This window comes from Oceaniglobus indicus (assembly GCF_002751875.1).
Classification (GTDB): Bacteria; Pseudomonadota; Alphaproteobacteria; order Rhodobacterales; family Rhodobacteraceae; genus Oceaniglobus; species Oceaniglobus indicus.
Map to the genome: position 1 here is coordinate 100356 of NZ_NMZM01000010.1, position 13821 is coordinate 114176.

General features: G+C 66.4%; 16 protein-coding genes. 7 read left to right on the top strand and 9 right to left on the bottom strand.

Annotated elements, in window-relative coordinates:
* Positions 1–134 precede the first annotated feature (134 nt).
* The 3 genes from CFP68_RS15230 to CFP68_RS15240 all read left to right on the top strand — a co-directional run bounded on the left by CFP68_RS15230 (position 135) and on the right by CFP68_RS15240 (position 2456).
* The gene (locus tag CFP68_RS15230) at positions 135–1004 is read left to right on the top strand and encodes a branched-chain amino acid aminotransferase (RefSeq protein WP_099827785.1); all 870 of its coding nucleotides are present in this window, start codon (positions 135–137) and stop codon (positions 1002–1004) included.
* A gap of 163 nt (positions 1005–1167) precedes the next feature.
* Positions 1168–1743: a nitroreductase family protein gene (locus CFP68_RS15235; protein WP_099827786.1), complete on the top strand. Its 576-nt coding sequence runs from the start codon at positions 1168–1170 to the stop codon at positions 1741–1743.
* Positions 1740–2456 carry an EI24 domain-containing protein gene (locus CFP68_RS15240; protein WP_099827787.1) on the top strand — a complete coding sequence of 239 codons (717 nt, stop codon included), beginning with the start codon at positions 1740–1742 and terminating at the stop codon, positions 2454–2456. Before CFP68_RS15235 ends, CFP68_RS15240 begins: the two co-directional genes overlap by 4 nt.
* Here the strand turns inward: CFP68_RS15240 and CFP68_RS15245 are convergent.
* Together CFP68_RS15245 and mce are read right to left on the bottom strand one after the other, a co-directional pair.
* Positions 2395–2682, bottom strand: coding sequence for a DUF1467 family protein (locus CFP68_RS15245; RefSeq protein ID WP_099827788.1), 288 nt, complete (start codon positions 2680–2682; stop codon positions 2395–2397). The two genes, CFP68_RS15240 and CFP68_RS15245, sit on opposite strands and share 62 nt — an antisense overlap.
* Before the next feature lie 65 nt (positions 2683–2747).
* Positions 2748–3152: a methylmalonyl-CoA epimerase gene (mce, locus tag CFP68_RS15250; protein ID WP_099827789.1), complete on the bottom strand. Its 405-nt coding sequence runs from the start codon at positions 3150–3152 to the stop codon at positions 2748–2750.
* 157 nt (positions 3153–3309) lie between these two features.
* Here mce and CFP68_RS15255 point away from each other — a divergent pair, with 157 nt between their 5' ends.
* Positions 3310–4026, top strand: a complete 717-nt coding sequence (locus tag CFP68_RS15255; protein ID WP_099827790.1) for a response regulator — start codon at positions 3310–3312, stop codon at positions 4024–4026.
* Between the two features lie 40 nt (positions 4027–4066).
* On the opposite strand, the gene CFP68_RS15260 is transcribed toward CFP68_RS15255, so the two are convergent.
* Positions 4067–4780: a GNAT family N-acetyltransferase gene (locus CFP68_RS15260; protein WP_099827791.1), complete on the bottom strand. Its 714-nt coding sequence runs from the start codon at positions 4778–4780 to the stop codon at positions 4067–4069.
* 132 nt (positions 4781–4912) lie between these two features.
* Between CFP68_RS15260 and CFP68_RS18130 the strand changes: the two genes are divergently transcribed.
* Positions 4913–5089 (top strand): hypothetical protein, encoded by a 177-nt coding sequence (locus CFP68_RS18130; RefSeq protein WP_158234184.1) that lies wholly within the window; start codon positions 4913–4915, stop codon positions 5087–5089.
* Positions 5090–5180: 91 nt separating this feature from the next.
* Here the strand turns inward: CFP68_RS18130 and lpxK are convergent, their stop codons facing one another.
* The 5 genes from lpxK to CFP68_RS15285 form a co-directional block, all read right to left on the bottom strand.
* Complete coding sequence (lpxK, locus tag CFP68_RS15265) at positions 5181–6203, bottom strand: tetraacyldisaccharide 4'-kinase (protein WP_099827792.1); 1023 nt, start codon at positions 6201–6203, stop codon at positions 5181–5183.
* A complete protein-coding gene (locus CFP68_RS15270; protein ID WP_099827793.1) occupies positions 6200–7453 on the bottom strand; it encodes a glycosyltransferase N-terminal domain-containing protein in 1254 nt (417 codons plus the stop codon). The genes lpxK and CFP68_RS15270 overlap by 4 nt, the downstream gene beginning before the upstream one ends.
* Complete coding sequence (locus CFP68_RS15275) at positions 7450–7695, bottom strand: DUF4170 domain-containing protein (RefSeq protein ID WP_099827870.1); 246 nt, start codon at positions 7693–7695, stop codon at positions 7450–7452. The genes CFP68_RS15270 and CFP68_RS15275 overlap by 4 nt, the downstream gene beginning before the upstream one ends.
* 137 nt (positions 7696–7832) lie before the next feature.
* Positions 7833–8603 (bottom strand): 3'(2'),5'-bisphosphate nucleotidase CysQ, encoded by a 771-nt coding sequence (locus tag CFP68_RS15280; protein WP_099827794.1) that lies wholly within the window; start codon positions 8601–8603, stop codon positions 7833–7835.
* Positions 8590–9936 carry a TldD/PmbA family protein gene (locus CFP68_RS15285; RefSeq protein WP_099827795.1) on the bottom strand — a complete coding sequence of 449 codons (1347 nt, stop codon included), beginning with the start codon at positions 9934–9936 and terminating at the stop codon, positions 8590–8592. The genes CFP68_RS15280 and CFP68_RS15285 overlap by 14 nt, the downstream gene beginning before the upstream one ends.
* Positions 9937–10194: 258 nt before the next feature.
* On the opposite strand from CFP68_RS15285, the gene CFP68_RS18595 reads away from it, so the two are divergent.
* Together CFP68_RS18595 and CFP68_RS15295 are read left to right on the top strand one after the other, a co-directional pair.
* Complete coding sequence (locus CFP68_RS18595; RefSeq protein WP_099827796.1) at positions 10195–11436, top strand: calcium-binding protein; 1242 nt, start codon at positions 10195–10197, stop codon at positions 11434–11436.
* The gene (locus CFP68_RS15295; RefSeq protein ID WP_099827797.1) at positions 11433–12773 is read left to right on the top strand and encodes a calcium-binding protein; all 1341 of its coding nucleotides are present in this window, start codon (positions 11433–11435) and stop codon (positions 12771–12773) included. The genes CFP68_RS18595 and CFP68_RS15295 overlap by 4 nt, the downstream gene beginning before the upstream one ends.
* 45 nt (positions 12774–12818) lie before the next feature.
* Here CFP68_RS15295 and CFP68_RS15300 read toward each other — a convergent pair whose 3' ends face one another.
* Positions 12819–13748, bottom strand: coding sequence for a formate/nitrite transporter family protein (locus tag CFP68_RS15300; RefSeq protein ID WP_099827798.1), 930 nt, complete (start codon positions 13746–13748; stop codon positions 12819–12821).
* Positions 13749–13821 lie beyond the last annotated feature (73 nt).

Sequence of the window (13821 nt, forward strand, 5' to 3'; positions counted from 1 at the left end):
GTGTTGTTGACATTCCAAGACCTCACTGTTAGCGATTCCCGGCCAAAAGCGTAATATTGCATCCGATACGGGCATATTGACGCAACATATGGAATACGCCCACCCAGGAAGGGCAAGGACAAAGGATCGCAGAGATGGTTGCCACATTCGAAGACCGCGACGGGCAAATCTGGATGGACGGCAAGATGGTGCCATGGCGCGACGCCAACGTGCACCTGCTGACCCACGCGATGCATTACGCGTCTTCGGTCTTCGAGGGCGAGCGGTGCTATAACGGCAAGATCTTCGAATCCCGCCGGCATTCCGAACGCCTGCTGAATTCGGGCGTCGCCATCGACATGCCGATCCCCTGGACGGTGGACGAGATCGAGGCCGCCAAACAGCAGGTGCTGGCCGAAAACAGGCTGACCGATGCCTATGTCCGCGCCATTGCCTGGCGCGGCGCCGGACAGGACATGGGCGTGTCGTCCAAGAACAACCCGGTCCGCCTGGCCATCGCCGCCTGGTCGTGGGGCAATTACTATGGCGATGCCAAGATGAAAGGCGCCAAGCTGGACATCGCCAAATGGAAGCGCCCGTCGCCCGAAACTGTGCCCAGCCACGCCAAGGCCGCCGGTCTTTACATGATCTGCACGATGTCCAAGCATGCCGCCGAGGCCAAGGGATGCAGCGACGCGATGATGTTCGATTATCGCGGCTATGTGGCCGAGGCGACCGGCGCCAACATCTTCTTCGTCAAGGACGGCGAGGTGCACACCCCCGACCCCGATTGCTTCCTGAACGGGATCACCCGCCAGACCGTGCTGGGGATGCTGCGCGAGCGTGGCGTCACGGTGCACGAACGCCACATCATGCCCGAGGAACTGGAAGGGTTCGAACAATGCTGGCTGACCGGAACCGCCGCCGAGGTGACGCCGGTGGGTCAGATCGGCGACTATCGGTTCGAGGTGGGCGCGCTGACCCGCGACGTCGCCGAAAGCTATGAAAAGCTGGTGCGAAGCTGATTGTTTTCGGGCGCGCGTGGCGGTCTGGCGCGCGCGACCCGGCCAGCGGCAGGGCGCGTGCCAGCCCACGGGCGCCGCCCGTCGGGCATGCCGCGATCCTTCGCACGCTTGATTTGATGCCGCCGCACCCCGACATGTGCCACGACCAGACCCGGAGTGACCCATGCCCGCCGAAAATTTCCAAGCACTCGAATTCCTGCTGACCCGGCGTTCGCGTCCGGCCAAGACGTTGGCGCCCCCGGTTCCGGACCGTGCCACGTTGCGCACGCTGCTGACCGCCGCCGCACGCACGCCGGATCACGGCAAGCTGGAGCCGTGGCGTTTCATCGTGCTTGAACGCGCGGCACTGGTCGTGCTGGCCGACCGCTTCGCCGAATGCGGCGCAAGGAACGCGATCGAGCCCGAAAAGATCGCCAAGGCCGAAGCCGAATACCGGGGCGCGCATCTGGCGGTCGTCGTCGTGTCGTCGCCCAAGCCGTCGGACAAGATCCCCGAGATCGAACAGGTCTATTCCGCCGGTGCGGTCTGTCTTGCGCTGCTGAACGCAGCGCTGGCCGCGGGATGGGGCGCGAACTGGATCTCGGGGTGGATGTCGCATGATGCCGGCATTCGTGCGCATCTGGGACTGGAGGAGGATGAACGGATCGCCGGGCTGATCCACATCGGCACGGAAACCACCCCCCCGCCCGAGCGACCGCGCCCCGATATCGACGCGATCACCACCTGGATCACGACATGATCCTGTCCGACTTCTGGAAGGCACTGACACAACTGGGCGATCCGCGCTTTCGCCGCGTGTTGCTGTTGGGACTTGGGCTGACGGTCGCGCTGCTGTTCGCCGTCTATGCCGTGTTTCTGGGCGTCATGAACCTGTTGGTGCCCGATTCCATGATCCTTCCCGGCGTGGGCGAGGTGACATGGGTCGACGACCTGTTGTCGGGCGCGTCGATCCTGGTGATGCTGGTGGCCTCGGTGTTCCTGATGGTGCCGGTTGCGTCGGCCTTCACGTCGCTGTTCCTCGACGATGTGGCGGACGCAGTCGACCGGCGCCATTATCCGCATCTGCCGCCCGGCCGCCACGTCAGCATTGGCGAAGGGCTGCGCGATTCGATCGGCTTCATGGGAATCCTGATCGCGGCGAATATCGTGGCCCTGTTCGTCTATGTCCTGACCAACGTCGCGGCGCCGTTGATCTTCGTCACGCTGAACGGATATCTCCTGGGGCGTGAGTATTTCCAGCTGGTCGCGATCCGTCGGATGGGACGCGACGAGGCGCGCGCGCTGCGCCGCCGTCACGCCGGCAAGATCTGGGTGGCCGGTGCCCTCATGGCGGTGCCGCTGATGATCCCGCTGGTCAATCTTCTGGTGCCGGTGCTGGGTGCGGCGACGTTCACCCACCTGTTCCAGAGGCTGGCCCCATCCGGTGAAACCAGTCGAGATCGCGCACGCTGATCCAGCCCGACAGGATGATCCCGGCAATGATGAGCCAGATCACCATCGAAATCACCGTCACCCAAAGCGCCGTCCGCTTGAGCCGGAAATTCGCCGGCGCGCCCGCATGGGTGCCCGGCACGATTTCGCCTTCATCCCCCTGGGTGCGCAACCCGATCGGCAGCGCCACGAACAGCGTCAGGAACCACAGGACGGCATAGAGGACGATGGCGGAAACGATGGACATGGTCGGCGGCCTCGGGGTTGGGGACAGGGCGGGATTCGAGTATTTTCAGCAAGAAAAAGCCGGGTTCAGACCTGTTCGAGTTCGATCAGACATCCGTTGAAATCCTTGGGGTGCAGGAACAGAACGGGTTTGCCGTGGGCGCCGACCTTCGGCGCGCCGTCACCCAGCACCCGCGCACCGGCGGCGCGCAGGCGGTCGCGCGCCGTCAGGATGTCGTCGACCTCGTAACAGATGTGATGAATGCCGCCGCCGGGATTGCGGGTCAGGAACGCCGTGATCGGGCTGTCGTGGCCCAAGGGATGCAGCAATTCGATCTTGGTGTTGGGCAGATCGATGAACACCACGGTGACACCATGATCGGGTTCATCCTGTGGCGCACCGACGGTGGCGCCCAGCGTGTCACGGTATTGCGCACAGGCCGCGTCGAGATCCGGCACCGCGATGGCGACATGGTTCAAACGTCCGATCATCGTTGGCCCCTTCCGGCTGTGACGGTCGGCGCCGTTATGATCGGGCCGGTCGGTCGGGGCAAGAGACGCATGGACGCACCGCGGTTAACAAAGCCTTAGGTCCTGCGCCGTTAAGGTTACCCGAGACGCAATCAAGGATCGGACCAAGGAGCTTGCCATGCCCGAAATGCGCGAAGAATTCCTGTTTCCCTTCAAACCCACGCAGGATCGCCCCCTGTTGGGCCAGACTGTCCTGATCGTCGAGGACAGTCGGTTTGCCAGTGAAGGGGTGCGTCTGATGTGTCTGCGATTCGGCGCGCGGATCCGCCGGGCCGACACGCTGGCCGCCGCCGGACGGCATCTGACAACCTATCGCCCGACGATCGCGCTGATCGATCTCGGCCTGCCCGACGGGTCGGGAGAAACGCTGATTCGCGAGATGGCCGAAGCCCGGCCACGGGTGCCCGTGTTGCTGGCCACGTCTGGCGATGCCGCCATGGGGCCGCGCGCCATTGCCGCCGGCGCCGACGCCTTCCTGGAAAAGCCCCTGACCGCCGTGGGCGCGTTTCTTGAAACGATAATGGCCCGTTTGCCGCGCGATCTGCACCCCAGCGGTCCGCGGCCCCTGCTGAACGACGTGGTCGTGCCCGACACCATGGCTCTGCGCGATGATCTTGCCCATATTTCCGACCTGCTTGCCGGGGACGACATCAGGGTGGATTATATCGTCGGCTTTCTGACCGGCCTGGGCCGAAGCATCGGCGATCATGCGCTTGCCCGGGCGGCCGGGCATCTGGCGGCCCTGCAGCGTGACGGACAGCCAACGGCGCAGCAATTGTCGCATGTTTCGGCCATGATCGCGCGCAAGCTGAACGACCGATCCCTGGCCAGTTGACCGGTCGACAACCGCGGCGCGGGTGATGCCGGAGTCAGGATCAAAGCGCGGGGTCGTCGCCGACCCGGACCAGCGCCGTCAAATCGCCCAGGCGTTCGATCTGTTGCCCGGCCCGATCAAAGTTCGACGGAGCCAGCCACGCGTCGAAGGCCGCCTGCAACGCCGGCCATTCGGAATCGATCGCGGCGAACCACGCGGTATCGCGGTTGCGCCCCTTGACCACGCCGGCCTGACGGAAGACCCCCTCAAAGCTGAAGCCCAGCCGTTGCGCCGCCCGGCGTGAACGCAGGTTCAACGCATTGCACTTCCATTCGAAGCGCCGGTATCCCGCACCGAAGGCCCAGGCCATCATCAGGTAGATCGCTTCGGTCGCCGCGACCGTGCGCTGCAATTCGGCCGCCAGCGCGATATGGCCGACCTCGATGCTGCCCGATTCGGGCGCGATCCTCAGATAGCTGACAACACCGCCCAACCGCCCCGTGGCACGATCCCGTATCGCATAGAAGAACGGGTCGTCCCCGGCCGCATTCTGCCGGATCCAGCGATGATAGGCCGGCGCCGAGGCAAAGGGGCCGTAGGCCATGAAATCCCACATCGCCGGGTCGGCGCCATTCGCGCGGTGCAAATCGCCCACGTGGGCATCGGCGTTCAGGCGTTCCAGCACGACGGTTCGCCCCGACAGGGTATCGGGGCCGGGGCGTGGCGGAGGGCGCCAGCCGGTGACCGGGCGCCCCAATCGCAGATCGTCATTCATGATTTCGCCTCAATTCCCGCGATACGCCGCCTTGATGCGCCGATTTGCCCTCATTTGTGACCGATTCTTTTACGACTTTGACCCCAAGGTCCAGAGAGCGACCGTCCCGTCAGCCGACAGAAAGGACAGAATTTGGAAAAGATCGTGGAACTGGTCATGCGTCCCAAGCGCCAGAGCGATATTCTGGATCGTGCCGTTCTGGGCGCCGGTCTTCTGTCACTGGCCGTGGCGATTGGCGGAACGCTGGCGCTCGGCGCTCCCGAAGTGGCGGCGAATGATGCGCCGGTCGAGACGACCGAGGCCGCCTAGGTCGTGCGCCCGTGACGTCGGGTGATGGCCTGCGCGCGCCATGAAAGGCACCGATCCGCAAAAATCAGGAACGCCAAGGAGCACGCGCCGATCATTCACCCGTGCCACCGCCACCGGGGACAAGGCCCAAGCGATCCAGCGCCGCGACCAACGGGGCGGGGTCGCGCAAAGTCAGGCGCACCGGCAGCGTCAGCACCTTGCCCCGCCATGACGCAGGCAGGCGCGCCGCGTCCTTTTCAGTGGTGACCAGTTGCGCTGACAGGGTGGCCGCCTCACGCTCCAGCCGGGTCAGAAGGGCGGGCGACAACGTCTGGTGATCGTCCAGCGCCTGCGCTCCGGCCAGGATCGCGCCTTGCGCCTTCAGCGTGGCAAAGAAGCCCGACGGCTCTCCGATGCCCGCGAAGGCCAGAACGCGCAGGCCCGCCCAATCCATGCCGGTTTGCAGGGGCGCCAGCGTTCCGCTGACGTGGGGCAGGTCGATGGCGTGACCCCATGTATCCGCGAACCTTGCCTGCTCTGCCGCGTCGCCGATGCTCAGCAACAGGTCGGCGCGGGCCAGGCCGGTTGCAACGGGTTCGCGCAGCGGACCCGCCGGCAGGACACGCCCGTTGCCGAACCCGGTGCCCGCCCGCACCACGACCAGCGACAGATCCTTGACGACCGAAGGGTTCTGGAACCCGTCATCCATCACGACCACGCCGGCGCCCGCCTGCTCGGCCGCGCGCACCCCTGCCGCCCGGTCGCGGGCCACCCAGACCGGGCCAAAGGCCGACAGCAACAGCGGTTCATCCCCCACCTGCGATGCGGTATGGCGGCGGGCGTCGACCTGCACCGGGCCGCCCAGCGATCCGCCATAGCCGCGCGAGACGACATGCACCGCGCATCCACGGTCGGCCAGCATCTGGACCAGCGCGATCACCGTCGGTGTCTTGCCGGTGCCGCCGACGTTCAGGTTGCCGACGCAGATCACCGGCACCCCGGCGCGCAGCGCGTCGGTTCCCCGGGCCAGGCGGCGGGCCGTCGCCCGGGCATAGATGGCGCCGAGCGGCGCCAGCGCCCGCGCCCTCCAACCGGGGCGGTCAGGCGGTGCGTTCCAGAAGGCGGGCGGCTTCATCGCGGGCCTCCGGCATCGCCCAGCGCGTCTTCGATCAACGCCAGCGCGCGGTCGGTCGCTTCGGCCCCATCGGTGGCAACTCCCCATGCGTTGTGCGCAATCTCAGCTGCGCGATCGGGCGCCAGAAGGCGTTCGATCTCGCCACCCAGATCCCCGGGCTGGCGGACCGCGACGCAGCCGCGCGCCCGGCCCAGCGCGCCGTAAATGCCGGTGAACCCGTTGGTGGCCGGGCCATGCACGACCACGGCCCCAAGGCGGGCCGCTTCGAACGGGTTGCGCCCCGCACCCTGCCCCGACAGGGTATTGCCCATGAAGGCGATCGGCGCCAGGCGATACCAAAGCCCGGCCTCGTCTGCGGTGTCGGCGATGAAGACCTGGCATTCAAAGCTTGGCTCGTCATCGCGACTGCGCAGCGTCGCGTGGCCCCCGGCGGCCTCGATCCGCGCCAACAGCCCGGCACCCGTCGCCGGGTCTTCGGGCACCAGGATCAGCAACAGGCGGTGCGCAAGGCGGCTGGCCCGCTCGTGGGCGGCCAGGACGACGTCGATTTCATCGGCCGGCACATCGACCGCCAGCCAGACGGGCCGCGCCGCCAGCGCCGCGGACAAGGCGTTCCAGTCCGCATCGTTGCAGGGCAGCGGCGGCGGCGCGGCTTCCAGCAGGCCGGGTGTTTCGATGATGTCCGGATCCGCACCATGGGCGACCAGACGTGCGACGTCCGCTTGCGTGCGGGTCAGGATATGGTCGAACGCCGCCAGATCCGCCCGCTTCGCCCCGGTGCGCCATCTTGGCCGGCGCAGTTCGGGCTGCGCCGGAATGGCATCCAGCGCCAGGGTGAAACAGTTCCGTTCGCGTGTCGCGGACAACAGCACGGGCGACCAGGTGCCGCCAAGCCACACACAGGCATCCGGGCGCCAGTGGTCGAGAAACGCATCGACCGCGCGGTCATCGTCCACCGGAAGGTTCTGACACAGCGTGTCATCGGGAAACAGCGCGTCAACCGTCGGATCCGACCGCGTCAGCAACAGCGAACAGGGTATCTCCAGGCGCGCCACCAGGTCCGCCGCCGCGCTGGCCCGCCCGTCCGGTGCAAGATGCAGCCACAGCAGCGGGCCGTCCGGCCGGTCGACGTCGCTGCGGCCCAGCCGCTGTGCCGCCTGCTGACCGGCGTCGTCGGCGATCCGGGCCTGTCGCGACAGGTTGGCCGCTTCGGCGCGGGCGCGCAGGCGATGACGCCAGAGTCCGATCAGTTTCCAAGCTCCTCGGTAGGCGAGGCGGCGGTTTCCTCATCCCGCAGGCGGTGGATGTGGGCAATGAAATAGCGCATGTGGGCGTTGTCCACGGTGCGGTGCGCCGCCGATTTCCACGCATCATAGGCGCTGGCATAATTGGGGAACATGCCGACGATATCGATGGCGGCAACATCCTTGAACACGTTTTTTGTCGGGTCGGTCAATTCCCCGCCGAAGACGAGGTGCAGGCGCTGGGTCATGGGAGGTTTCCCCTTGGTGTGACGTTTCCCGCGCACCGTATAGACCGGGCGGCGGGGCATCAACCAACGCTCGAAGCGATGGCGCCGCCGATCACGATCGGCGCCCCGCCGTCTTGCCCGCGGCCGGGCATCCGCCGTCAGGCCAGCCGCGCCTGCAGCGCGCCATGGACCGCCCCCGCGGCCAGGCACCCGTTGGTTTGCGGATGGGCATTGTTGAACCGCAGCGGCCGGCCGGTGCGGTCGGACACCGTGCCGCCCGCTTCGGTGACGATCAGGGTGCCGGCCGCGATGTCCCATTCCCAGGTGGGACGCAGCGCCAGCATGGCGTCGAACCGCCCTTCGCCGGCAAGACACAACCGATAGGCCAGCGACGGGCGGAAATGGCGGGTGAACCCGGGCATCGGCGCGCGCCAGTTGGCCGGGTTCACCACCGCCTTGGCCGACAGAATCGTCGCGGTGTCCGGATCGGTGGTGGCCGAGGCGTGGATCGGCGCGCCGTTCAGCGTCGCGCCCTGCCCTGCCTCCGCGGCATAGAGCTTGCCGGTCACGGGCAGGAACACCACCGCGGCGGTGATCGCTCCGTTCCGCGCAATGGCCAGCGAATGCGACCACGTCCGTTCCCCGCCGACAAAGGCGCGGGTGCCGTCGATGGGATCGACGATGAACACGTGTTCCCGGGTCAGCCGCTGGCCGGTATCCTCGGTTTCCTCGGACAGCCAGCCGTAACCGGGGCGCGCGGCGGTCAGGGTTTCGCGCAGCATGGTGTCCACGGCGATATCGGCTTCGCTGACCGGACCGGCGCCACCGCCCTTGTCCCAGACCTCGGGGTCGGCGCGCCAATGTGGCAGCGCGATGTCACCGGCCGCCCGGGCCGCGTCGATCAGCAGCGAAAGATCATCCCCCGGCAAGCGTCAACCCCTCGACCCTGAGCGACGGGATCACGCGCGACAGGTGCGGCCGCGCGTCGTTGGCGGCGGTCAGGCTCAGCAGCATCTCGCGCAGGTTTCCCGCCAGCGTGCATTCGTTCACGGCATAGGCCGGCTCACCATTCTCGATCCAGATGCCCGACGCACCGCGCGAGTAATCGCCGGTGTTGGGGTTGATCGAACTGCCGATCATCGAGGTGACCAGCAGGCCGGTGCCCATCTCGCGCATCAGGTCGGCCGGGCTCTGCGTGCCCTGGCTCAGCGTCAGGTTCGACAGGCTCGGGCTGGGCGGCGACGAGGTGCCGCGCGCGGCGTTGGCCGTGCTCTGCATCCCCAGCTTGCGGGCGGTGGCCAGGTCCAGCGTCCAGCCGGTCAGCACACCGTCGTTGACGATGGCGCGGCGCGCGGTCGCCAAACCCTCGCCGTCGAACGGGCGCGAGCCGCTGACGCGGGCGCGGTGCGGATCCTCGATCAGCGACATGCCGTCGGGCAGCACCTGTTCGCCCAGCGCATCGCGCAGCCACGACGCGCCGCGCGCAATGGCCGATCCGTTGATCGCGGCACTCAGATGCCCGATCAGCGACGCGGCGACCCGTTCATCGAACAGCACCGGATAGGCGCCGGTCTTGGGTTGCCGCGCGCCCGCCCGCGCAAGGGTGCGTTCGGCGGCGATGCGCCCAACGGTTTCAGGGCTGTCCACATCGGATTGGTAGATCCGGCTGTCGCCGTAGTAATCCCGCTCCATCCCCGTTCCGGCTCCGGTGATGGCGACGCAGGACAGGCCCCGGCTTGTCCGGGTGTAGCCGCCCGAAAATCCGTTGGACGCGGCCAGATGCAGGGTCCGCCGCCCGTATCCCGCGCCCGCGCTTTGCACCTGGGCAATGCCCTTGACGGCCAGCGCGGCCGCCTCGGCGCGCCGTGCGTCGTCTTCCAGCGCGGCGGGCGACGGTTCATCGGCGGGATCGCACAGGTCCAGCGCATCGATGTCCCAGGTGCGGGCCAACAGGTCGGGGTCGGCCAGGCCGATGTTGGGATCCTCGGGCGCCTCACGGGCCATGGCAACGGCCCGTTCGGCCATGGTGGCGATGGTCTCGGGCTTGATATCCGACGCCGACACACAGGCCTGGCGTTGCCCGATCAGCACCCGCAACCCGATTTCCACCCCTTCCGAACGTTCCGCATGTTCCAGCTTTCCCCCCAGGACATCGATGGACAACGACGTGCCATCCACCGCCAGCGCATCGGCGCCATCGGCCCCTGCCCCCTTGGCGGCACGCAGCAGATCGGCGGTGAGACGGGCAAGACGATCGGACATGGGCGGCTCCTGTTCGCGATGGGCTTGACCTAGGGCGGTGGGCAGAGCGGCGCAAGGGCGACACGGCGACCGTCATCGCGCGACATGACAAATCCCGTCAGGTTTCGCGCCGCATCCCGTAATACTTGATCGGTTGCCAGATCGCTGGCAACCTTGCGCCATACCCCGGCAGTTGCACCTTCGTGTCCCCGGGATGATGCGCAGCGGTATATCCCCTTTTTTCGTGAGCAATCTCCCCGTCAAATCAAGGAACACAAGATGGCAACCTTCAACAACATGGATGGACCGGATACGATCGTCGGCACCGATGGATACGACATCGCCACCGCGACGGTGGTCTATTACGACCTCGGCCGCACCGACAACGACGTCATCAACTTCGGTCAGGGCAATCCCGACAACGCGGTCGGCCATGTCGACCACATCTTCCTGACCCCGGGCCTGGATGTGCTGACCGGACCGATCGGCGGTCGCGGCATCATCGCCGCGCCTTACGACAACTACATCAATATCTATGAGCTGACCGAGGCCCAGGATAACGCCGGCGAACGCGGAAACATCTATGATGTCGATGCAAAGAACCTGCGTGTCGACCTGCGGGCGGGCACCTATACCTATGAATTCCGGGGCGGCGCGCGGTTTTCGAACGATACGGATGTCCTGGTTGCGGTAGCGTCCGGCACGTTCACGAACATCAACCGCGTCGAAGGCCGCACCGGAAACGACACCTTGCTGGGCGGGAACTTCGCGGCCGTCGATTACGACCAGACGCCGATCGGCGAGGTGTTCCTGGGCGGTGGCGGCACCGACGTGATCGACGGGCGCGGCGGTCTCGACCTTGTCGGAGCCGGAACCATCGCCTCGGACCAGATCACCCGCAACCTTGTCGTCAACCTTCGCAACAACACGATGACAACACCGGATGGCGCGGTTTCGACCCTGCGCAATATCGAGGGGGCGTTCCTGAACAACACCGACGATGTCTTCATCGGCGATGCGCGGGACAACTTCGTCGTGATGACGCGCGGCAACAACAACGTCTTCGGCGGCGGTGGGATCGACACCGTGGATTACGGCATCACCTATGACAATATCGGCGGCACGGGCCAGCCGATCACCGTGCGCATGGCGGACGGGGAAATCGACAATGACTGGGGCGGCATCGACCGCATCGTGAATGTCGAGATCGTCCGCGGCTCGATCGCCGGCGACACCATGTTCGGCAACAATGCCAACAACACCTTCTTCGGCGGCTTTGGCGAGGACACGCTGTTCGGGGGCGGCGGATCCGACACCCTGAACGGCGGCCATCAGAACGATGAGTTGCACGGTGGCGCGGGCAACGATTTTCTCACGGGGTTCCGCGGTGCCGACTGCTGGATGGCGACGCAGGGTTCGATTGGGCCGATTACAGCACCGAAACGGGGTGGGCGGGCGTCGTCGTCGACCTGGGCGCCGGAACCGCCACCGACAGCTTCGAGGAAACCGATACGCTGGTGAACATCGAGGCGGTGCGCGGAACGGCCCACGGCGACACCCTGCGCGGCGGCGACGGGCCCAACCGGATCGAGGGCGGCGCCGGTGCCGACGAGATCTTCGGCGTGCGTGGTGCCAACCGCCTGTTCGGGCAGGAGGGCGCCGACACGATCACGGGCGGCATCTTTCGCGACACCATCTTCGGCGGCCAGGGACGCGACAGCCTGTCGGGCGGGCGGGGCAATGACCGGATCGTCGGCGGCGGTGAGGGCGAAGGCCCGGGCATCGCGGAATGGGACACCCTGCGCGGCGGGGGCGGCGACGACACCCTGGAAGGCGGCGCCGGCAAGGATCTGTTGTTCGGCGAAACCGGCAACGACCTGCTGCGCGGCGGCACGCATAACGACACCCTGGTGGGTGGCAACGGCATGGACGTGCTGGAGGGCGGAAAGGGTGCGGACCGGTTGTTCGGCGGGGCCGGTAACGACAGCCTGAAAGGGGGCGATCACAACGACACCCTGGATGGTGGCGCCCATGCCGACACCCTTGACGGCGGCAACGGCTTTGACGTCCTGAGGGGGGCCGGCGGCAACGATGTGATCTATGCCGGTGTCGGCGACAGTGTCGACGGCGGCGCCGGCCGCGATGTCCTCAGCCTGTTCCTCGACGCCGAGAACGGGTATTTCGTCAACCTCGCGTCCGAGGTTTTCCGGTCGACCGGCGGCGGCAGGTCGGGCGATGTCGTCGGCATCGAACGGATTTTCGCGACCAACTTCGGCGACAAGTTGATCGGCACCGACGGCGCCGAGACGTTCGACGGAATGGGCGGGCGCGACACCCTGGTCGGCGGCGGCGGCAACGACAGGCTGTATGGCGGGGGCGGGCGCGATTCGCTTGTCGGCGGGCATGGCAACGACACCCTGGAAGGCGACCGCGACCAATCCAGCCCCGGCCAGGTGCCGCAGGGGTCGGACACCTTGCACGGCGGTGAAGGCGACGACGTGCTGCTGGGCGGCGGCGGCCAGGACTTCCTTATGGGCGGTCCGGGTTCGGATCGGCTGAACGGCGGCAACGGAAACGACGTGCTGCGCGGCGGTGGCGACGTCGATACCTTCGTCTTTTCACGCGGCAACGACGTGGTGCGCGATTTTCAGTTCGGCAACCGTTTTACCGGGCTGAACGACCGGATCGACGTCTCGGGCGGCGAAAGCATCGCGAGCCTGCGAAACCTCGAAGAGGTGCGCAGCCACCTTATACGCGAGAACAGTGGCGACACCGTGATACAGGTGAACGGCCACACACTGACGATCGAGGGCGTGACCTTCAACGAACTGACGTCGCTCAACTTCGACTTCGCGTGATGTGGAAGGACACGGGGCGCAAGGCGACGCGCGCCCCGTTCCGCCCTAGATTTCCTCGCTGACCTGCCCATAGGCCAGCATGGCGAACAGGCCCGTGCCGCCCAGGATATTGCCGACCAGCATCGGCAGGATGTGGTGACTGAACGCCGTCACGATCCCGATTTCTCCGGTCACGACCAGGTTGAAGATCTCGTTCGATCCGGCGACAACATGGGTGAAATCACCGGCCGCGATCAGCCATGTGAACATCACGATCACGGCGACCTTTCCCGCGCCGCCCGTGGACGGCAGCATCCAGACCAGCGCGGCGATGAAGAACCCCGACGGGATGCCACGCAGCAACGCCTCGGACGGCGACAGTTCGGCCAGGTGGTGCGAAATCTCGAAGATCGCGCTCAGGACTTCTGGGGTCAGGATGCCGCCATGCACCGCGATGCCCGCCGTGATGAACGTGCCGAACATGTTGGCGACGAATACGATCCCCCACAATCGCGCGGTGCAATAGAATTTCTTGCGGTTCGGATCGGCCAGCACCGGCAGGACGACGGTGATCGTGTTCTCGGTGAACAGCTGCAACCGCGACAGCACCACCAACACAAAGCCGAACGTGTATCCCAGGCTTTCCAGCAGCGTCAGATAGGCATGATCCGACCCGAGGTTGGCGCGGAATATCCCTTCGGCCAGGACCGATGTCGAAATGCCGATGCCCGCCGCGACCCCCGACCACCACAGCGATGTCTTCGGGCGGATCAGCTCTTCCTCGCCCTCGCGCAGGATGATGGAATAGACGGTCAGCGCCGACAGGCTGCCGTTTTCGTTGACCGCGTTGCGTTCGTCGCTGGTCAGCGATTTTTCGGTCGGTGTCGGAGTTTTCGCGTGGCTTTCGCGTTTTTCGCGCTTGGCGCGCGTCTGTTCTTCCTTGCTCGCGGCGCGGGCGTCATCCGATGGGGTGGGGGCAGGGAAGTCGTCGGTCATGTCAGGGTCCAGTTCCAGGGCGTCCGGCGCGGGCTGTCCGGAAAAGAAAGCCCGCGCGCGCCGCTTGGCAACC